Source organism: Sorangium sp. So ce176, from assembly GCF_051519835.1.
Lineage (GTDB): Bacteria > Myxococcota_A > Polyangia > Polyangiales > Polyangiaceae > Sorangium > Sorangium cellulosum_G.
Window position 1 is genome coordinate 9,023,852 of record NZ_CP150371.1, and the last position, 20,204, is coordinate 9,044,055.

The following is a 20,204-nucleotide window of genomic DNA, read 5'->3' on the forward strand; positions in this document are numbered from 1 at the left end:
CGGCGGGCCGCGGCGCCCCCGGTGCCCTCGGCTCGCCGTGTGGACCCGATGGTACGGATGTGAAACGAGAGGCGAGGCTCTTCCAAGGGCCTCGCCTCTTGCTTTTTCCGCGGCGCCGCGGACGATCCGGCGATGAGAGGCTTCCTTCCGCGCGCCGCCCTCGCGGCGCCGGTCCTCGCCGCCGTGGCGCTCGGCGCTCCGCCTGCCCGCGCCGACGGCCCCGCCCGGACCGACGACCCCCGCCCCCGCGCCGCCGCAGGCGCGCCCCTGGCCCGGCCCGGTAGCGCTCCCCTCCCCGCCGCGGGCTCCCGCGCCGCAGGCCCGTCGCCCTGGCTCGGCTCCGCGGCGCAGCCGCTGACGCGCGGCCCCGACCCGTGGTTCGGCGAGGACAAGGCGCGCCACTTCTGCGCGTCCATGGCGCTCGCCGGCGGCGGATACGCGCTCGGCGCGCTCGCGACCGACGACCTCCGCGGGCGGGTCGCGCTGGGAGCGGCGGTCGCGCTCGGCGCTGGCCTGGCCAAGGAGGCGCACGACGCCGCCGGGCACGGCACCCCTTCTTTCCGCGATCTCGTCTGGGATGCGCTCGGCACGTTCGCCGGGCTCGGCCTCTCGGTCTGGTTCGATCTCGCGGCCACGCCGATCCCCTTCTGAAGATCCGCGGCGGGAGCCGCAGCGCGCGCGGCGAACCCCGGCGCGGGGCGATGCAAGGACGGTGCGGGCGCGAGGCGGCGCGCGACAGCGCCGGCGCGGCGCGGCGCGGCGCGACGCGACGCGATGCGACGATGCCAGGACGATGATCGCGCGGTGGTCCCCCGCGCGTGGCCGCCGTGCTAGCGTCTCCGCGACATGGGTAACCCCCTGTGGGCGCCCTGGCGCATCGAGTACATCCTTGCGCCGAAGGGCCAGGCCGACTGCATCTTCTGCGGCATCCCCCGCGCCTCCGAGCAAGAACAGCGCGACCGGCTGGTCGTGGCCACGACCGGCCGCGCGTTCGTCATGCTCAACCGCTACCCGTTCGCGTCGGGGCACCTCCTCGTCGTCCCGCACGCGCACGTCGCCTCGCTCGACGCGCTCGATCCGGCCGACCATGAGGCGCTCTTCCGCCTCGTGCGCGAGTCGGCGACCCGCCTGCGCGCCGCGCTCAGGTGCGAGGGCATGAACATCGGGATCAACCTCGGCACAGCGGCGGGCGCCGGGATCGCCGAGCACCTGCACGTGCACATCGTCCCGCGCTGGCCCGGAGACACCAACTTCATGCCGGTGCTCGCCGACGTGCGCGTCGTCCCGCAGGCGCTCGACGCCACGCGCGACCACCTGCAGGGCTTCTTCGCCGACCTCCCCGCGTCGCTCATCGACGGCGGCGCCGCGAGCGCGGCCGGGCGCGGCGAGGCCAAGTGAGCGAGGGCATCTCGCGGCGCACCGTGTTCCTGACGGTCAGCGCCGTCCTCACGGTGACGCTGCTCGTCGTCGCCCACGCGGTGCTGCTCCCGTTCGTGCTCGGGCTCGTCGTGGCCTACGTGCTCACGCCGTCGGTCGTCCGGCTCGAGCGCGCGCGCATCCCGCGGTGGGCGTCGATCCTCATCGTCTACGCCGTGGTGCTCTCGGGGATCGCGGGCTTCTTCGCGCTCAGCGTCCCGCGCCTCGTCGCCGAGGGGAAGGCGCTCACGGTCGAGGCGCCGCGGCTCGCCGCGCGGCTGCGCGAGGAGTACCTGCCCGCGCTCGACGAGCGGCTCCGCCGCTGGTCGGGCCGCGAGGCCGACCCGGCGACAGACGCGCCACGCGTCGGCGACGCCGCGCCGGGGGGGGAGCCCGACGAGATCACCGCGCTGCCGCCCGACGCGATCGCGCTGCCCCGAGAGGATGACAGCGAGCGCCCGCCCGTCCGCATCACGCCGGGGCCGGACGGCTCGTTCGACGTGCGCATCGCCGACGACATCGAGATCCGGGAGGCCGGCGACGGCGTCTGGCAGATCGCGCACGGGCGCCCGAAGCACCCGCTCTCCAGCGCGAACATGCTCCAGGAGGGCTACGAGAAGGCGGCCTCGTACCTGAAGGAGAACTCGCTCACGGTCCTCAGGATCGGCCAGGCCATCGCGACCGCCATCTCGCGCGGCATCTTCAACCTGTTCATGACGCTGATGCTCGGCGGGTACATCATCCTGACCCACGAGAAGATCCTGCGCTTCTTCCGCGACCTCTGGCACCCGAGCTCGCGCGACTCGTTCGATCGCTTCCTCCGCCGGCTCGATCGCGGGCTCTCCGGCGTCGTCCGCGGGCAGCTCCTCATCTGCCTCGTGAACGGCGTCCTCTCCGCGATCGGCTTCTGGCTCTTCGACCTCAAGTACTGGCCGATCCTCTCGGTCGTCGCGGGCGTGATGTCGCTGATCCCGATCTTCGGCTCGATCCTGAGCTCGATCCCGGCGGTCGCCATCGGCCTCACGCAGTCGTTCGGCACGGCGGTCGGCGTGCTCGCGTGGATCGTGGGCATCCACCAGCTCGAGGCGAACTTCCTGAACCCGAAGATCATCGGCGACTCCGCGAAGATCCACCCGGTCCTCGTGGTGCTCGCGCTGCTCATCGGCGAGCACTTCTTCCAGATCACCGGCGCGCTCTTCGCGGTCCCCTGCCTCTCGATCGCGCAGACGATCTTCCTCCACTTCCGCGAGTCCACGCTCGGCCTCGCCGACCCCACGGCCTCGATCCCGCCGCAGCGCGGCGCGACGCTCGTCACGCCGTCGATCGAGCCGCTGCCGCCGCTGCGCGGCTTCGAGGCGGTCCACCCGGCGTCGACCCCGGTCCCCGCCTCCGGGGCCGAGGGGGAGCCCCGCCCGCGCGCCGGCGACCCCGACACCGCCGCGGGCTGATCCGCTCGTCTCATCCATCCCTCGCCGGGGGCCGGGCCGCCAGCACCAACCGCCCCCGGCCGCCCGCCGGCGCTGGCCGCTCCCGCGCAAGCCGGCTATGAGACCCCGCGCCCCCGCAGCGGGAACGTCAGATCCACGACCCCGATGAAGACCCCCGGCAAACCCACCCCGAAGAAGCAGAGCCCCAAGCAGCAGCGCGAGCAGGCCATCGCGGCGCTCCGCAGCGGAAAGCCGCCGGCCGACCCCCTCTCCCAGCTCAACCCGCGTTCGCTCGCCATCCGCGTCGGCATCCCGGCGCTCATCGTCTGGGCCATCGCCCTGGCCATCCCGGGCGTCTGGCCGAAGGTGGTCGCCGGGATCCTGACTGTCGTCGTCGCGGGCGTCATCGTGTGGGCGCTGCGCTTCGCGACCCGGTCGCGCGCCGTCGCGCAGATCGTGCAGACAGCCGACACCGCCGAGGCCCGCAAGGACGCGATCGCGAAGCTCGACACCGAGTTCAAGAAGGACGACGCGGCCGCGGTCTTCGCCAAGGCGCAGCTCCAGATGCAGGAGGACCCGCGGGCCGCGCTCCGGACGCTGGAGACCATCAACCTCGACAAGGTGATGGCCCCGATGGCCGACGAGGCGCGCGCCCAGCGCGGCATGATCCACCTCATCCTGAGCGAGACCGACGAGGCGCGGGCGCTCGTCGACAAGATCGACATGACCCGCCACAAGGAGCCGAAGATCCGCGCCATGATGGCCGCCATCGTCGGCGAGGCGTGGGCCAGGACCGGCCAGGCCGCGAAGGCTGTCGAGCTGCTCGAGACGTTCGACCCGAACGACGAGGCGTTCGCCGATCTCAAGCCGCAGCTCCTCCGCTCGCGGGCGTTCGCCTACGCGTGGGCGAACAACACGAAGCAGATGAAGAACACGCTGCGGAGCCTGTACGGGCTGAACCCGCAGTACCTGAGCGGCTTCGTCACGCGCAAGAAGAGCCCCATGGGCGTCCCGCCGCGCGGCATCCACCCGATGCTCGAGAAGGAAGCGTTCGAGATGCTGATGCGCTCCGGCGCCGTCCCGCGCAAGATGCAGCAGATGCGGCGCGGCTGAGCGAGCGGCCGGGCGAGGCCCGCGCCACGCCGCCGCCGTGATCGCCGCGCCTGCCGCTCGTTCGACGGGGAGCGGCCTCTTGTCTTGACGAGCGGCGCGCCGAGCCGCTCAGATCCCGGCCCTGATGAGAGGGACCGCGCTGATCTACAGCTCGCACAACCGCTGCAACGTCATCCACAACGACCACATCGCGCAGCGCGCGCTGCAGGGGCAGGACAACAAGCGCATCCTGTTCCTGCCGATGTCCGAGGCGCCCCGCGACGGCAACGAGCTGGAGCGCCAGGAGTTCGCGTACGGCAACTTCCGCTGGTTCTTCCAGCACTACGAGCGGTTCGGCCTGGAGCACGTGCCGTTCTACTGGAGGAGCGACCTGCGCGGGGAGGATGTCGACCTCCTCTGGCGCTACCTGGCGTCGTCCGAGGTGGTGATCCTCGGCGGCGGCTACAGCACGACGGGCCTCTGGCGCTACAAGCAGCTCGGCGCGCTGTTCGACGGCGAGCCCGGCAAGTTCGGGCGGATCCTGCACGAGCGCCGCCAGCGGGGCCTGCTCACCGTCGGGTTCTCCGCCGGGGCCGATCAGCTCTGCCAGCACCTCTTCCGCCGGGTGTGGGACAGCCCGGGCGACAACGACGCGTTCGGCCTCGCGCGCAACACGCTGGTGACGCTGCACCACGAGCCGAGCCGCAACGGCGACCTCTGGCACGCGGCGCGGCGCATGCCCCACTGCCTCGTCTTCGGGCTCCCGAACGACTCCGGGCTCAACGTGGACTGGGGCGTGCTCCCGTCCGGCAACCTCTGGCAGGTCTACGAGCTCATCGTCGATACGTCCTGGGACAGCCCGGCCGACGCGCTCCACGTCAAGACGCGGCAGGGCGCGCTCATCGACCACTTCGACAACACGGGCCGCCACTGGGCGTTCCACGGCGGCGATCACCTGGTGCGGATCACGTCGCAGGACGGCCGCTACGACCGGATCTGGATGACGGCCGGCGGGCGGCTGCTCGATTACTGGACGCACGAGCCGGCCGGCCAGGGGTCCATCAGCGACGTCCTCGCGAGCCACTGACGACGCCGCCGCCGGCGCGGCCCGGCTCGCGCGCTGCTCAGGCTGCCGCGCGAACCGGGCCGCGGCGGGCCGCGCGACAAAAGGTCGCAGCCGGCCGGCATTGACGCCGCGCAGCGGGCGCGGCATCTCGCGGGCTGCCTGTGGCCGCGCGTTCTTGCGTCTTCTGCAGCATCGTTCGGGGCGAAACGCCGGCGTTCGTCGTTCTCGACGAGCCGGACGTCATGGCGTTCCTCGACAGCCGCCCGCTGTTCCCCGGCCACTGCCTGCTCATCCCGCGCGCCCACCACGAGGTGCTCACCGACCTCCCCGCCGCGCTGGTCGGCCCGCTCTTCACGACAGCGCAGCGCCTCGCGCGCGCCGTGGAGTCGGCGCTCTCAGCAGACGGCTTCTTCGTCGCGATCAACAACCGCGTCAGTCAGAGCGTCCCCCACCTCCATGTCCACGTCGTCCCGCGCCGGCAGAGGGACGGCCTCAAGGGCTTCTTCTGGCCTCGTTATAAATATGCGGGTGAGCAGGAGATGCACGACACGCGTGACGCCATCGTGACAGCGTTGGCCCCAGGTTGAATCCCGACTGCAGAGCGGTTATCTGCGTCGGGCCCCAGCCTGGTCAGGCGCCGTGAGTCCGTCCTCGATGGTGACATTCTGCCACAAGCGGCCTGTACCCCATCAATGTTGCGCGACACACTAGCCGTCCTGCCAATTTGAGGAATATACTGCGTTCCATCCTGGTTCGAGCGACCGACGAACTCTTCAATCCCCGAACCATGCTGAGCCTTCGGTCATTTTTCCCGCGGATCGCGCTGCTCTTCGCGCTGCTCCTCGCGCCGCTTACGCTGGCACGAGTGAACATCAGCGTTATCGAAACGAGCAATACCGATGTTTCGGGAACGTTTCGATCTGGGGCCATCGAGGTCGATCACGCCGACCTCGAGGTGGTGCAGCCGCTGCAGCGGGGAGCGACGTTTCGTGCACGCGCGATACAGCGGGCCGGGATCGGGGGCGATCTGCCGCCTCGCGTTATCCTCGTCGCCGACCTCCGACCCGCGCGCCTCGCGTCTCCTGTCCTCCGCCCTCCTCTCCGTCGTCCCCCGGCCCGCTTCCTGAATTGATCCGTCAGCTCCGCGCCCGCGGCCGTTCGCCGCGAGGTCGGAGGAGCTGGAAAGGGTGGTGTTCACGACGACAGCCGCGCCAGAGCCGCGCGGTAACGGAGAGGGTTTGTTCAATGCAGAAGCTAGCGACCGGGTTGCACAAGTTCCATGCCGAGGTTTGCCGCACGCACGAGGATCTCTTCAAGAACCTCGCGAGAGGTCAGCGGCCCGAGGCGCTGTTCATCACGTGCTCGGACAGCCGGATCAACCCGAACCTCATCACGCAGACCGAGCCGGGCGACATCTTCATCGTTCGCAACGTGGGCAACATCGTGCCCCCCTACGGCGCGAGCAACGGCAGCGAGGCCGCGGCGATCGAGTTCGCTGTCGCGCACCTCGAGGTCAAGCACATCATCGTGTGCGGTCACACGCTCTGCGGTGCGATGCGCGGGCTGCTCGATCCCGGGAGCCTCGAGGAGATGCCCGGGGTCAAGAGCTGGCTCCAGCACGCCGAGCTGACGCGCCGGCTGGTGCAGGAGAACTACCCCCACATCGAGGGGGAGGATCGGCTGACGATCACGGTGGAGGAGAACGTCCTCGCCCAGATCGAGAACCTCAGGACGCACCCGACGGTCCGGGCGCGGCTCGCGCGCGGCGAGCTCTCGCTCTACGCGTGGGTCTTCAAGATCAAGACCGGGCAGGTCTTTCAATTCGAGGCATCGAGCGGTCAGTACGCGCCCATTTGCGACACGGCGTCGCCGTCGGCGCTCCCGGAGACAGCGGTCTTCCGGCGAGCGGTCTGAACGCCTGACAGGCGCTGACCCAAGACCTCACTCGAAAAGAGGACCGTTCGATGCAGCTCGACAATGTCATTCAAGCAAGCAATGGGCCGGGACAAACAGACGCCCGCACCCAGATCACTGACGTTCCTGGCAACGCGACAGCGCTCCCGGGGGCGCCGGCGGACGGCGCGCCGCCGCTCGATCCGCGCCTCACCGCCAACCTCAAGTACGACATTCCGGCCGGCGTGGTCGTCTTCCTCGTCGCCCTGCCGCTCTGCCTGGGCATCGCGCTCGCGTCGGGGGCCCCCCTGCTGTCGGGCATCGTCGCCGGCATCGTGGGCGGGCTCGTCATCCCGCTCGTGAGCCGCGCCCCGCTCAGCGTGAGCGGCCCGGCGGCGGGCCTCGCGGCCATCGTGCTCGCGGGCATCACCAGCCTGCAGAGCTTCCAGGCCTTCGCGATGGCCGTGGTGATCGGCGGCGTCCTGCAGCTCGCGCTCGGGTTGCTGAAGGCCGGCGCGATCAGCCACTTCTTCCCCTCCTCGGTCATCAAGGGGATGCTCGCGGCCATCGGCGTCCTGCTCATCCTGAAGCAGCTCCCTCACGCCATCGGCTACGACAAGGACAACTTCGCCTCCGAGTCGTTCCAGGCCGAGGGCGGCAACACCTTCACGATGCTGGCCCAGGCGCCGCAGGCGCTCGAGTGGGGCGCGTTCCTCCTCAGCGCCATCTGCCTCGTCATCCTTGTCGGCTGGGAGAAGTCGCGCCTCGCGAAGATCTCCTGGCTGCCCGCGCCGCTCGCCGCCGTGCTCGTCGCGACGCTCGGCAACGAGCTGTTCAAGGCGGCGATCCCGTCGCTCGCCCTCGAGCAGAAGCACCTCGTGACGCTGCCCACGGGCGACCTGCTCAGCGCTTTCCAGCTCCCGGACTGGTCCGCGATCATGCGGCCCGAGGTCTGGGTGCTGGGCGTGACGCTCGCGATCGTCGCCAGCCTCGAGACGCTGCTCAACCTGGAGGCCGTCGACCGGATCGATCCGTGGCAACGCAAGTCGCCGCCGAACCGCGAGCTCGTCGCGCAGGGGCTCGCCAACATGGTCTCCGGGTTCGCCGGCGGGCTCCCGGTCACGTCGGTCATCGTCCGCAGCAGCGCCAACACGAACGCCGGCGCGCGCACGCGGGTCTCCGCCCTCACGCACGGCGCGCTCCTCCTGCTCGCCGTGGTGTTCGCCGGGGCGATGCTCTCGCGCATCCCGCTCGCGTGCCTCGCGACCATCCTGCTCGTGACCGGCTACAAGCTCGCCAAGCCCAAGATCTTCGCGGAGATGCACAAGCTCGGGTGGAACCACTTCATCCCGTTCGTGGTGACGATCGTGGCCATCGTGCTGACCGATCTCCTGAAGGGCATCGCGATCGGCCTGGCGGTCGGCGTCCTGTTCGTGCTGAGGACGCAGATGTCCCGCGTGTTCGACGTGGTCCACGAGGGGGCGCGCGTGACGATCCGCTTCAACAAGGCGGCCTACTTCTTCACGCAGGGCAAGCTCGTCTCGCTCTTCGAGGGGCTGCCGAGCGACACGCACGTGGTCGTCGACGCCCAGGGCGTATCGTACGTCGATCACGACGTCGCGGAGCTCATCCGGCGCTTCCAGCAGTCCGCGCCGCGGCGGAACATCCGCGTCGAGGTCCTCGGCCTGTAGGCCCGGCCCGACGAGCGGGGCGCGGATTTGCCCCGGCGCCCCGCTCGAGCGACGCTGCCAGGATGCGTCCTGCGCTCGATAGCACCGGCACGACAGGCAGCGTCCCCCTCCCTCTCCTTCCCACCTCGGGTTGACCATGACCGCTGGATTCGCCGGCGGGTGGCGTTCGCGCTCGCCGCGCGCGAACGAAGGCGCGGGCGCCGGCCTCGCCCACGTCCGGGGCGCCGCGCCCCCGCCGCGCATCGACGAGATCCCGCGGAGGCCGCTCTGCCTCCTCCAGGGCTATGGCGGGCTCCACCATTCGTGTGGAGACCTGTACTTCCCGAGATCGGTCGAGCAGCTCAGGGCGCTGTTCCGGATGGCGAAGCAGACGGGGCGCAGGATCACGTTCCGCGCCGGGGGCCAGTCGTTCGACGGGCAGGCGCTGAACGACGACGTCATGATCTCGATGAGCCGCTTCGACTCCATCGAGGTCGACGCGGAGCGCGCCCGGATGACCGTGGGCGCGGGCGCCACGTGGGGAGCCATCGCCCGCAAGCTCGCCGCCCGCGGCTTCGTGCCGTACACGGCGGTATCGACGAGCTATGCGACCGCGGGGGGCACTGTCTCGGGGGGCTGCCTCTCTCGCTTCTCGGGCACCGCCGGCAAGGAGGGGAGCTACGTCGAGCGGCTGACGCTCCTCACCACCGACGGGCAGCTCCTCTCGCTGAGCCGCGACGAGCCCACGAGCGCGCTGTTCCACGCGGTGATCGGCGGGCTCGGCTACCTCGGCGCGGTGATCGACATCACCTACCGCGTCGCGCGCGTCGCCCCGGCCGGGACGCCGATCCGGGTGGTGACGCAGGCGACGCGCTACGCGTCGTTCGAGGAGCTCGCCGAGGCGCTCGTCCCGCCGCCCGAGCTGCTCTTGCCGGCGGAGGGGGGCACCGCCGACGAGGCCGGATGGATCCCCGAGGCGCTCTTCTCGGTCGCCTTCCAGACCCTCGAGGGGAGCAGGAGCATGGTCCTCCGGTCGCGGTACGTCGCGGGGACGTCGCTCGTGCTCCGCCCGCTGCTGACCCATCGCCCCCGGCACCTGCTCCGCGTGCCGGTCGAGTGGCTGATGCGCGCGTCGGTGGTGAGCCGCGCCATCTGGACGATCATCGATCGCTTCATCTTCGACGTCACGCGCCCGTACGTCGATGAGCTCATGGGCTACATGTTCTTCATGGACGGCAACGTCCTGGCGAAGCGCATCGCGCAGGGCTTCGGGATGCGCATGTTCACGGTGCAGCAGTCCTTCATGATCCCGTACGACGCGGGCGCCCGGGAGGAGAGCCTGCGCCGGCTCGCCGACTTCCTGCGCACGATCGAGGAGATCGCGGCCCGGGACGGGATCCCGCCGCTCATGTTCGACGTGCTCCACATCCAGGGAGATCGGTTTCTCCTCTCCGCCAACCACGGGACCGACGGGTTCGCTGTGACGCTCGCGTTCGAGGCCTGGGATGAAGACAGCGTGTGCCGTATCCGCCTGCGGCTCAGCGAGCTGAGCGCGCACACGCTCGAGCTCGGCGGCCGGGTCTACCTGGTGAAGAACGTCTACGCGACACCGGAGCAGATCGAGGCGATGTACGCGCACGCGCTCCCGGAGTTCGTCCGTCTGAAGCAGCTCGCCGATCCGGACGGGCTCCTGCGCAACGAGTTCCTCGAGCGGGTGTTCCCCGCGCACTTCCGTCCGGCGCCACGGCTCGCCCGCCGGTGAGCACGGCGCGCCGGGATCGCGGGCGTCTTCCCCGATTTCCGGTCCTCTCGGGCGCGCGCCGATGTCCCGGGCTCACGGGGGTGTGGAGCGCGGAGGCGCAGCGCGCGCGGAGATGCAGAGATGACGAAGATCGTTCTCCGCGCCCGCCGCGCTCCGGCCCTCGCAGCGCGCTGACGACGGTCCGGACAGCGGGCGGAGATCGCTGGTGGAGATCTTGCACCACCTTGCGCCGATCGGAGTGCGGGGGCCATGCAAAGCGGTCAGCAGCGAGAACAACCTGTCCGAGCGCGCGGCGCGCACGGGTGGGCACGGCGGCTATCGGGCGTGCTCACCCCGCTGGTGCCGCTGGCGTTCGCCGCGTGCCGCGGCGATTGCTCGCGCGCCGAGGCCACGCAGCAAGGAGCCGACGCCGCGCAGCAGGGCGCCGAGGCCGCGCAGCGGCGCGTCCACGCGCCGGCAAGCCCGGCGCAGACAGCGACTGCAGAGGAGCGGCCGGGGCCCGCGCCGACGATGACGTCCATCCCTGCGCCGTGGTACCTCACGGTCCAGCCGACCTCGGGTCCTGGCGTGAGGATCGCGACCATGGATGTCCGCAGCTTCACGGCCCCGCTGCTGGAGCCGGGCGACGTCATCCTCGCGGTCGACGGGCGGCCCGTCCACTCGATGGCAGCGCTGGAGGGTTACCTGACCGCCTGCGCGCCCGGAGATATGGTGGTGCTCACCGTGCTGCGCAACGAGACCACCATCAACTACGCGATGCTCCAGGTGCCGGCCGGCGATCCGCGGCCGACCCCGCCGGCCGGCGCCGCGGAGCGCGCCGGGAGAGCAGACGGCGGCTGACCGCGCTCGCGACGGCCGCCGCCCGGGCGCCCCCTCATCGCGGTCGAGCTGCGAGCCCGCGGCCAGGCTTCTTCGCGCCGCCCCGCTTCCCGATCAGGAACTCGAACGCCTTGTCGACCTGATCATCGGTCATCGCGTGCCCCGCGCGCGGCTTGCCGAGCGCCTTCGAGGGCCATTTCAGCCTGCGGAGCATCCTGGCGAGCGCGACCTGATCCCCGTGCGCCGGGTCCTTGCCGCCCCAGCCCACGAAGAGGGGCACGCGCGCCCGGGTCTGCGCGCCCGCGCGCTCGAGATAGCGCGCGCCGGATCCGCCGGCGAACGCCGCGTAGCCGTCGACCGGCAGCCGCCCGCGCATCGCCAGCGACGTCGCGTAGTACGCCCCGTTCGAGAAGCCGAACACGAGCACCCGCTCGAAGCGCCCGCCCGCGCGCCGCTCGAGCTCCGCGCGCGCGGCGTCCCACGCGGCGAGCAGCGCGTCCTCGTGGGATGCCTGCGCGGCCGTGGCTGTGGGCCAGCACCACCAGTCTTCCATCGTCCTTGGCCCGATCCCTCGGCGTCCGCGCGGCATCATCACGACGACGCCGTGCCGGGCGCCGGCGCGCGCCGCGCCCCGCTGCTGCGCCCACTGCCACCCGGAATCGGGCTGAACGACGCCGTGCAGGAAGATCATCAGCACGCGCGGGCCAGGCGCTTCCTTGGCCGGCAAGAAGGCGCACACCTCGCCGGGCAGCGACGCGAGCTCCGGCGCGCACCACCCCGCTGCTGCCGGCGCGGCCTGCGGGGGCGCCGGCGCGTCCGCTGCCAGCGGCGCGGCCTGCGGGGGCGCCGGCGCGTCCGCTGCCAGCGGCGCGGGCGCGGATGCGCCGGCCGGGCGCGCGCTGGCCTCGTCGCCCTCGGCCGAAGCGGGCGCGCCCGCGGCCAGGAGCGCGGCCAGGGACAGCACCATCGCGATCGAGCGCATGAGCGCGCAGTACCATTTCCGCGCTGCCGCCGGAAAGCGCGGGCATGCCCCATGTGCGCGCCTCTCGCGGCTCGCGCCCGCGCGTCGAGCGCTCGCGTCCAGCACGAGGGCCTGACGCGGGCCCCCGCGCCGTCAGAGCTGCATCTCGATGCCTGCGCCCGACGCGCCCAGCCACGGCCTCACGCTTCCCGTCTCCGGCGCGCTCGGCGCTGGCTGGTTGAGCAGGAGGTACAGCCCGACACCCACTGTCGCGAGACCGACGCCGCCGAGGACATCACCGACGATCCCCTTCGCGCGCGCGGCGCTCGCGTCCGCGCCCGCGCTCGTGCGCGCGGCGCTCGCCTGCTTCACGCCGGAGATGCCGAGCACCGCGCCCCCGGCGAACAACGCGCCGCCCACGCCCATGACGACGATCGGGAGCGTCCGGCTCGGCGAAGCGTCGGAGGGATCGGCCACGGGAGGCAGACCGCCGGCCGCCGAGGCGTGCGCGGCCACCGCCGTGCGAGGCGCCAGCGCGATCGGGACCTCGACCGAGCCGCCCGCGTCGACGGTGAACCGAGCCGAGGCGGCGCGGTACCCCGGAGCGCTCGCCACGACCTCGTGATCTCCCGGGTCCAGCTCGACGACGTGCCCGGGCCCCCCGCGCGCCGGTTTGCCGTCGACGACAAGCGTGAGCCCCTCCACGTTGCCGGGCCTGACGGCGATCGTCGCCCGGCCGACGCGCGCCTCGAGCGCGGCGACCGCGTCCCGCGCCGGCCCGACGTAGGGCGCGGTCGCCGGCGTGGACGGCTCGGCGAGGAACGCGCGGAAGCAGGCGAGCGCACCGGCGAGCTGCCCCAGCTCCTTTTGCGCGACGCCGAGGCTGTACCGCGTGAGGGGCGCCGGCTTGATCTCGAGCGACCGGGAGTACAGCGCCCGCGCTTCCTCCCAGCGCCCCTGTCGGGCCAGCTTCGCCCCCTGGACGAACAGCACGCGCGCCGACTCCACATCGCCCGGGCCCTGCGCGGACGCGGACGACGGGGCCGCGGCCGCGAGCAACGCCACGACGAGGAAGGCGCCAAGCCGCCTGGATCGAGCAGGAGAGCGGGCCATCACTGACATTCTCCCTGCTGGCAATGCGTGCGGTCCAGGCACCGGTTGCCGCAAGCTCCGCAGTGGTTGTCGTTGCTCCACAGGTTCGTCTCGCAATGGTGCGCGGCGTCCCCGTCGCAATCGGCGAAATGACCATGACAGACCGCCCCGCCGCCAGCGCCGCTGCTCCCGCCTCCGCCCTCGTCGCCGCTCCCGCTGCCCGGGCCGCCGGGGCCGCTCCCGCTGCCCGGGCCGCCGGGGCCGCTCCCGCTGCCCGGGCCGCCGGGGCCGCTCCCGCCGCCTGGACCGCCGTCGCCGCTCCCGCCGCCCGGACCGCCGTCGCCGCTCCCGCCGCCTGGGCCGCCGTCGCCGCTCCCGCTGCTGGTCGCGCTCCCGCTGCCACCGCTGCTCGCGCTGCTGGTCGCGCTCCCGCCGCCGGCGCCGCTCCCGCTGCTGGTCGCGCTCCCGCTGCCACCGCTGCTCGCGCTGCTGGTCGCGCCCTCGCCACCGCCGCTGCTCGCGCCCTCGCCACCGCTGCTCACGCTGCTGGTCGCGCCCTCGCCACCGCCGCTGCTCGCGCTCTCGCCACCGCTGCTCGCGCTGCTGCTGGCGCTCTCATCCCCGCCGCTTCCGACGCTGATCCGGTGGAGATCGCCGCCGCCGCTCCCGTCGCCTGTGTCGCCGACGCCCTCGGCGTCCTCCGTCTCGTCGGGCTTGTCGGACAGCTCGGCGCCGATCAGCGCGGAGCAGCCTCCCGGCCCGAGCGCCGCCGCGGCGAGCGCGGCCACGAGGAGCAGCAGGTCGCCACGGCCGCGAAGGGAGCGAAACGTCACCCGAGAATTGCGCATGACCACCTCAGAAATCCGGCGTCGCCGGGAGCGGCATCGACGTTGTTCGGGGCCTCGAACGCGACGGCGGCTCGCCGGGCCGGGCCGTCGGCTCGGTGCGGGGAGCGGGCGCCCTGACGCGCTGGACGGGCGCCTCGACCGGTTGAGCAAGCGGCTCGGCCCCCTCGGCGGGCGGGTCGTCGTCCCACGGATAGGGCTCCTCGTCCCCCGGATCGGGCGCCGCGAGCGGTGACGCGGGCCGCGCGGCGCGCGGCGTGAGCGGCTCGTCCCCCGGCGCGCTCCTCACGACCGTGCCAGAGGCTGCCGCGCGCGGGGCCCCCGTGTCCGCAGAAGCGATGTCCGCATCGGGCGCCGCCGGGGCCGCCGCCCTGGGGGCCAGCGCGGCGCCCGGATGGACAGCGGGGACACCGGCTGCCGCCACCTGCTCCGCGGCGCCGGCGCTTCTGCCCCGCGCGTTCAGCCCCATCACGACGACCACCGGCGCGACGAACGCGGCGAGGACCCCGATCAGGAGCGCCTTCTGCAGCCGCAGCGCGGGCGAGAAGCCGAGCGACCTGCCGTTCGGCGCCTCCGCCATCACGACCGTGCCGCCCCGACGCCCGCCAGGCGTGACCGCCGGCGCGGGGGACGCCAGCAGCGTCCCCCGCGCGCCGGCCCGGCGCTGCGCCGCCGGCAGACCGGAGACGGCGCTGGCCCTCGTGACGCCCGGCGCAGGCCGCTCCGCCGTGCCCGGCGACTCCGCCCCTCGCGCGAGCCACTGGTGCTCGAGCGACGTGCCCGCCGCATCCGCCGTGATCCCGCGCTCGACAGCCCAGGACGCCAGCGCGCGGCCGAGGGCGCGCATGGTGGGCCACCGCTCGGCGGGCGACTTGGCGAGCCCTCGCCGGAGGATCGCCCAGAGCGCCTCGTCGCCCGCGCCGAGCTGCGTCGTCGGCACCGGCTCCTTGCTGAAGATCGCCGAGATCACCGCGCTGAGCGTCTCGCCGCTGAACGGCCGCCGCCCGGTGATGAGCTCGTAAAGCACCACGCTGAACGCCCAGACGTCGGTCTGCTCGCCGACCTCGGGCTGCCCGTCGGCCTGCTCCGGCGACATGTACTCCGGGCTGCCGACGATCATCCCTCGCTGGGTGATCGAGGGGCTCGCCGCGTTGGCGAGCTTGGCGATGCCGAAGTCGACCACCTTGGGGACATGGCCGCCCGCGCCGTCGGGCACGACGAGGATGTTCGCGGGCTTGATGTCGCGATGGACGATGCTCTGCGCATGCGCGGCCGCGAGGGCGCACGCGACAGGCAAGAGCATCTGGACCGCCTGCCCCACCGGCATCGGGCCGTTCGCGTCCAGCCAGTTCGAGAGCGACGTGCCCTCGAGCAGCTCCATCACCAGGAACGGCTCGCCCGAGTCGGTCTCGCCGAAGTCGAACACGCGCACGATCGCCGGGTGGCCGAGCCGCGCCGTCGCGCGCGCCTCGCGGAGCAGCCGCTCGGCGGCGTGCGCGTCGAACTGCTCCTCGTGGAGCACCTTGATCGCCACGTCGACGTCGAGCCACAGGCTGCGCGCCCTCCACACGGTGCCCATGCCGCCCGCGCCCAGCCGGCCCACGATCTGGTACTTGCCAGCGAGGACCTCGCCCACGGCGCGCTCCTTCCGCGGCAACCCGCGGACGCACGACGAGACACCGCCGGTGCTCGCATCGCCTCTCCTGGCGAACGATCTGCTGTGTCCGGGGTCCTGAGGCTCGTGCTTCATGGGTCGTCCATCCCGAAAGCAAGCAACGAACCACCGCCCATCGCCCGGCCAGCGCCGGCCCCCGCGCGGCAAAACACGGGGCTCACGCCCCATCGCGGCCGGGACCTCTGGCGAGCTCGGCGCTCTTCCGCCCGGTCTCACGGCCGCAATGGAAAGAGCCGTTACTCCCGGAGGAGAATCGTCCACGCGCATCGGTCACGCTGAGGCAATTCGCAACAAGCGATTTCGAAGGAGCAAGGCGCGCTCCGCGGCTGTGGCCGGAGCGCCCCTCTCCCCGTTCCACGACGTGACAGGCGGCGATCCTCGTCAGGAGGATCCTCATCGCTTCAGGTCCGCGCTAGACTCGCCAGCAACGTGGTGCCCACTGCACCCAGGACAACCCTGGACGACTCCTTCGGTGCGGCCTCGGAACGCCTGCGTTCCAGGAGGCCGATGCCCGGGCTGGTGCTCGTCTTCTCCGTGGACAGCCCCCGCTGCGATGTCCTCCCGCTGAAGGACGGCGAGCTCGAGCTCGGGCGCGGCGAGGTCGGAGGCGTCCCCCTCGACGACCTGAAGATGTCGCGCAGGCACGCGCGCGTGCGCTGGCGCCAGGGCCAGTGGGAGGTCGAGGACCTTGACAGCCGTAACGGAACGTCGCTCGACGGCGCGCCGCTGACAGGCGCGCGCGCGGGCAGCGAGCTGCGGATCGTGCGCACGGGCTCGTCGGTGTTCGTGATCCAGGCCGATGTGGAGCCGTTCCGGGCGGGGATCTCGAGGACCGGGGGCACGATCCTCGGGCCGACGCTCGCGCGCGCGTGGGACGCGATCGACCGCGCGGCGCGCTCGGGGACGGTGCTGCACATCACCGGCGAGAGCGGGACCGGCAAGGAGCACGCGGCGCGGGCCTTCCACGCCCTCGGCCCGCGGCGCGGGGGGCCGTTCGTCGCCGTGAACTGCGCCGCCATCCCCGACGGCCTGGCCGAGCGGCTGCTCTTCGGCGCGCGCAAGGGCGCGTACTCGGGCTCCGCGGCGGACGCCGAGGGGTACGTGCAGGCCGCCCAGGGTGGGGTGCTCTTCCTCGACGAGGTGGCCGAGCTCGATCTCGGGGTGCAAGCGAAGCTCCTGCGGGCGCTGGAGGCGCGGGAGGTGCTCCCCCTCGGCGCGTCGCGGCCCATCCCGGTGGATTTCGCGATGGTGTCCGCGACCCACAAGGACCTGCGCGCGCAGGTGGCCGCAGGGAAGCTCCGCGAGGATCTCTTCTTCCGCATCGCGCAGCCGGCGGTCCGCATCCCGCGGCTGTACGAGCGGCCGGAGGAGATCCCGTGGATCGTGGACGCGACGCTGCGCAGCGCAGGCGCGGCCGTCGAGCGCGGCGCGGAGAGCGCGAGCGCGCCGCCGGTGGCCCACGCGTCGTTGATCGAGGCGTGCCTGCTGCGCGCGTGGCCCGGCAACGTGCGGGAGCTGATGGCGGAGATCCGCGCGGCGGCGCAGGAGGCGCAGCTCGCGAAGAGCCACGTGGTCCAGGCGCGGCACCTGTCGCCCTCGGCGGGGCACGCCTTCGCCCCGGCGCGGTCGAGCGCGCCGGAGCAGCCTGCGGCCGGCACGACGGCGACGGATCGCGGCTCGCTGCCGCCGGCGAGCGCGCAGCACGGCGAGCGCGCGGCGCGGCGCGCGGCGTCGCTGCCCGCGGACGAGGTGATCGAGGAGGCGCTGCGCCGCGAGGAGGGGAACGTGGCGCGCACGGCCCGGGCGCTGGGCGTGCACCGCACGCAGCTCCGCCGCTGGCTCGGGCGGCGCTCGGCGAGCGACGAGCCCGCCGAGGACGACGACGCCGAGGGGTGAGGCCCGGCCGCCCGGAGCGGCGCGGCCTCAGGGCTCCAGGCCTCAGGGCTCCAGGATCACCACCGCGGCCTGCCGGGTCAGGACGGTGGCCGAGTGTCCGGCGTGCAGCGTGAACGCGCCGGGCTCGACCTGCCAGCCGCCCGACGCCCAGTGCGCGAAGGCCCGGGGCGCGACGGGAATGACGACGTCGACCGCCTGCTCGGGCTCGGCCTCGACGGCGGCGAAGCCGGCCAGCCAGAGCACGGGGCGCTCGACCTCGGAGCCGGGCCGCGACAGGTACAGCTGGACCACGTGACGCCCGCGGCGGGGCCCCGTGTTGCGCACGCGCACCCGCGCCTCGACGGGCGCGCCGGCCGCGACGCTCGCCGGGGCGTCGATGTCGAGGATCTCCCAGCGCGTGTAGCCCAGGCCGTGCCCGAACGGGTACGCCGGGGCGACGCCGGCGCGGGCCCAGGCCCGGTAGCCGATGTGCAGGCCCTCGGCGTAGACGAGCTTGCCGTGCTCGGGCTTCGTCGACAGCACGGGCACGTCCTCCTGCCGCGACGGCCACGTGGTCGGCAGGCGGCCGCCGGGCTCCGCGGCGCCGAGCAGCACGTCGGCGACGGCGTTGCCCATCTCCTGGCCCGGGAACCACGCGAGGAGCACCGAGTCCACCTCGTCGCGCCAGGGCATGGTCACCGGGCCGCCGGAGTTCACCACCACGATGGTGCGGCGGCTCACGGCCGCGATCGCGCTGACCAGCTCGTCCTGGCGGCCGGGGAGCGCGAGCGAGCTCCTGTCGAAGCCCTCGCTCTCGATCGCCTCCGTGGTGCCGACGACAACGATCGCGACGTCGGAGGCGCGCGCGAGCGCGACGGCGCGCGCCAGCTCCTCGTCGTCGGGCAGCGCGGGGATCTCGACGCCGAGCGAGAACGCCACAGCGAACGTGTCGGGGGCGACAGCGTGCGTGAGGGCGAGGTCGATCTCCTGGCCCGCGGCGAGGGTCAGCTCGGCCGCCCGCTGCGGCGGGGCGAGGAGCATCGCGGCCATGTCGTCCTTGTCCGGCGCGACAGTCTCCTCGAAGAGGACCTGCCCGCCCGCTGTGAGCCGGTAGGCGCCCACGCCGGCCACGCCGATGCTGTAGCGGCCCGCCTCGGCGGCGCGGAACCGCGCCGTCACCTCGATGGTCGCGGCCCGGTTCGCGCGGAAGTCGCCGATGAACGTGAGCTTCCCGACGGCCCGGTGCTCCTCGTGGAAGGCGTCGCCGCTCGCGTCGAGGAGGCGCACGTGCACGCCGTGCTCGCCGGTCACGGGGTCGGTCACCTGGTCGCCGGCCACGGGCACCAGGCCCTCGAGGCTGCGGGCGCCGAGCGCGTGGCGCACCTCGACGCGCTGGCCCAGCGCGGCGCGCAGGCCCTCGAGCGGCGAGACGGCGTAGTGCGGGTGCACGCTGGCGCTGCCGCCGCCCTGGATCCGCCCCTGCGCGGCGTTGGGGCCGATGACGGCCACGCGCTGCAGGGTGGACGCGTCGAGGGGGAGCGCGTCGCCCTGGTTGCGCACGAGCACCATGCTGGCCGCGGCGACCTCGCGGGCGAGCCGGGCGGCCGCGTCGGCGGGGAGCTGCGCGGGGGCGGGGGCGGCCGGCGCGACCCCCTCGAGCGCGCCGACGCGCGCGGCGAGGCGCAGCAGGCGGCGGACCTTCTCGTCGATGGCCTCCTCGGGCACCTCGCCGCTGCGGACGGCGGCGACAAGCGCGTCGCCCCACGGTCCGATCGGGCCTGGCATGGCGAGGTCCATCCGCGCGCGCGCCGCGGCCGCGGTGGAGCGGGTCGCGGTCCAGTCCGAGACCACGACGCCGTCGAAGCCCCACGCGTCGTCGAGCGGCGAGGCGAGCAAGGGGCTCTCGGTCATGGTCGCGCCGTTGACCGCGTTGTAGGCGGCCATGACGAGCCACGCGCGCGCGTCGACGATCGCCCGCTCGAAGGGCGCGAGGTAGAGCTCGCGCAGCGTCCGCTGGTCGATCCGGACGTCGACGGTGAAGCGCTCGGTCTCCGAGTCGTTGCCGACGTAGTGCTTGGGGGTGGCGCCGACGCCGTGGGCCTGCAGCCCGCGGACGTAGGCAGCGCCGATCCGGCCGGTCAGCAGCGGGTCCTCGGAGAAGCACTCGAAGTGCCTGCCGCCGAGCGGGCTGCGGTGCAGGTTGATCGTCGGCCCGAGGACGACGTCGACGCCCTTGCGCCGCGCCTCCGCGGCCAGCAGGGCGCCGACGCGCTCGATCAGGGCCTCGTCCCACGTGGCCGCGAGGGCGGTGGGGGAAGGGAGGCTCACGGAGGGATCGCGCTCGTCCCACTGCTCGCCGCGCACGCCGACAGGGCCGTCCGAGACAACGATGCGGCGCAGGCCGATGGCGGGCTCGGGGTGCGTGCTCCAGACGTCGGCGCCCGTCAGCAGGCGGACCTTCTGCTCGAGCGACAGCGCGGCGAGGGCCTCCTCCACGCGCCGTTCCACGGCCTCGGGCTGGTGTTCGATCCGGTTCCCATGAAGAGCAGCGTGCGAGTCGGCGGCCATGAACCCTCCTGAAGCGCGGACGCCGCCCCCCGAGGCGGCGAGC

The 20,204-nt window shown here is 73.2% G+C and carries 17 protein-coding genes; 11 read left to right on the forward strand and 6 right to left on the reverse strand.

Translation table 11 applies throughout. The annotated features are described in order from the left end of the window. Positions 1 to 132 precede the first annotated feature (132 nt). The 6 genes from WMF42_RS34120 (at position 133) to WMF42_RS34145 (ending at position 5,588) form a co-directional block, all read left to right on the forward strand. Positions 133 to 651: a hypothetical protein gene (locus WMF42_RS34120; protein WP_437687121.1), complete on the forward strand. Its 519-nt coding sequence runs from the start codon at positions 133 to 135 to the stop codon at positions 649 to 651. A 195-nt stretch (positions 652 to 846) separates the two neighbouring features. Continuing rightward, complete coding sequence (locus tag WMF42_RS34125) at positions 847 to 1,398, forward strand: HIT family protein (protein ID WP_061613449.1); 552 nt, start codon at positions 847 to 849, stop codon at positions 1,396 to 1,398. Beyond that, entirely contained in the window at positions 1,395 to 2,864 is a 1,470-nt protein-coding gene (locus tag WMF42_RS34130; protein WP_061613450.1) for an AI-2E family transporter, read from the forward strand. Before WMF42_RS34125 ends, WMF42_RS34130 begins: the two co-directional genes overlap by 4 nt. Before the next feature lie 144 nt (positions 2,865 to 3,008). Continuing rightward, positions 3,009 to 3,956, forward strand: a complete 948-nt coding sequence (locus tag WMF42_RS34135) for a hypothetical protein (protein WP_437687124.1) — start codon at positions 3,009 to 3,011, stop codon at positions 3,954 to 3,956. Positions 3,957 to 4,080: 124 nt separating this feature from the next. Further along, positions 4,081 to 5,022 (forward strand): hypothetical protein, encoded by a 942-nt coding sequence (locus WMF42_RS34140; protein WP_233562731.1) that lies wholly within the window; start codon positions 4,081 to 4,083, stop codon positions 5,020 to 5,022. Between the two features lie 140 nt (positions 5,023 to 5,162). After that, the gene (locus tag WMF42_RS34145; RefSeq protein ID WP_061613453.1) at positions 5,163 to 5,588 is read left to right on the forward strand and encodes an HIT family protein; all 426 of its coding nucleotides are present in this window, start codon (positions 5,163 to 5,165) and stop codon (positions 5,586 to 5,588) included. 215 nt (positions 5,589 to 5,803) lie between these two features. On the opposite strand, the gene WMF42_RS34150 is transcribed toward WMF42_RS34145, so the two are convergent. Continuing rightward, a complete protein-coding gene (locus WMF42_RS34150) occupies positions 5,804 to 6,199 on the reverse strand; it encodes a hypothetical protein (RefSeq protein WP_437687126.1) in 396 nt (131 codons plus the stop codon). A gap of 47 nt (positions 6,200 to 6,246) precedes the next feature. Between WMF42_RS34150 and WMF42_RS34155 the strand changes: the two genes are divergently transcribed. The 4 genes from WMF42_RS34155 to WMF42_RS34170 all read left to right on the forward strand — a co-directional run bounded on the left by WMF42_RS34155 (position 6,247) and on the right by WMF42_RS34170 (position 11,166). Then, positions 6,247 to 6,915 carry a carbonic anhydrase gene (locus WMF42_RS34155; RefSeq protein WP_437687128.1) on the forward strand — a complete coding sequence of 223 codons (669 nt, stop codon included), beginning with the start codon at positions 6,247 to 6,249 and terminating at the stop codon, positions 6,913 to 6,915. Positions 6,916 to 6,965: 50 nt separating this feature from the next. Then, on the forward strand, positions 6,966 to 8,585 hold the full coding sequence (locus tag WMF42_RS34160; RefSeq protein ID WP_437687130.1) for a SulP family inorganic anion transporter: 1,620 nt from the start codon (positions 6,966 to 6,968) through the stop codon (positions 8,583 to 8,585). Between the two features lie 136 nt (positions 8,586 to 8,721). Then, positions 8,722 to 10,326: an FAD-binding oxidoreductase gene (locus WMF42_RS34165; RefSeq protein ID WP_437687131.1), complete on the forward strand. Its 1,605-nt coding sequence runs from the start codon at positions 8,722 to 8,724 to the stop codon at positions 10,324 to 10,326. 324 nt (positions 10,327 to 10,650) lie between these two features. After that, on the forward strand, positions 10,651 to 11,166 hold the full coding sequence (locus WMF42_RS34170; RefSeq protein WP_437687133.1) for a PDZ domain-containing protein: 516 nt from the start codon (positions 10,651 to 10,653) through the stop codon (positions 11,164 to 11,166). A 34-nt stretch (positions 11,167 to 11,200) separates the two neighbouring features. Here WMF42_RS34170 and WMF42_RS34175 read toward each other — a convergent pair whose 3' ends face one another. The 4 genes from WMF42_RS34175 to WMF42_RS34190 form a co-directional block, all read right to left on the reverse strand. Next, positions 11,201 to 12,127 carry an alpha/beta hydrolase gene (locus WMF42_RS34175; RefSeq protein WP_437687135.1) on the reverse strand — a complete coding sequence of 309 codons (927 nt, stop codon included), beginning with the start codon at positions 12,125 to 12,127 and terminating at the stop codon, positions 11,201 to 11,203. A 132-nt stretch (positions 12,128 to 12,259) separates the two neighbouring features. Next, the gene (locus tag WMF42_RS34180; protein ID WP_437687137.1) at positions 12,260 to 13,219 is read right to left on the reverse strand and encodes a PEGA domain-containing protein; all 960 of its coding nucleotides are present in this window, start codon (positions 13,217 to 13,219) and stop codon (positions 12,260 to 12,262) included. Then, on the reverse strand, positions 13,219 to 14,046 hold the full coding sequence (locus WMF42_RS34185; RefSeq protein WP_437687139.1) for a hypothetical protein: 828 nt from the start codon (positions 14,044 to 14,046) through the stop codon (positions 13,219 to 13,221). The genes WMF42_RS34180 and WMF42_RS34185 overlap by 1 nt, the downstream gene beginning before the upstream one ends. Positions 14,047 to 14,053: 7 nt before the next feature. Beyond that, the gene (locus WMF42_RS34190; RefSeq protein WP_437687141.1) at positions 14,054 to 15,679 is read right to left on the reverse strand and encodes a protein kinase domain-containing protein; all 1,626 of its coding nucleotides are present in this window, start codon (positions 15,677 to 15,679) and stop codon (positions 14,054 to 14,056) included. A 546-nt stretch (positions 15,680 to 16,225) separates the two neighbouring features. On the opposite strand from WMF42_RS34190, the gene WMF42_RS34195 reads away from it, so the two are divergent. Then, positions 16,226 to 17,614 (forward strand): sigma 54-interacting transcriptional regulator, encoded by a 1,389-nt coding sequence (locus tag WMF42_RS34195; RefSeq protein ID WP_061611387.1) that lies wholly within the window; start codon positions 16,226 to 16,228, stop codon positions 17,612 to 17,614. A 42-nt stretch (positions 17,615 to 17,656) separates the two neighbouring features. Here WMF42_RS34195 and WMF42_RS34200 read toward each other — a convergent pair whose 3' ends face one another. Further along, positions 17,657 to 20,161 (reverse strand): beta-glucosidase family protein, encoded by a 2,505-nt coding sequence (locus WMF42_RS34200; RefSeq protein ID WP_061611386.1) that lies wholly within the window; start codon positions 20,159 to 20,161, stop codon positions 17,657 to 17,659. Between the last annotated feature and the right edge of the window lie 43 nt (positions 20,162 to 20,204).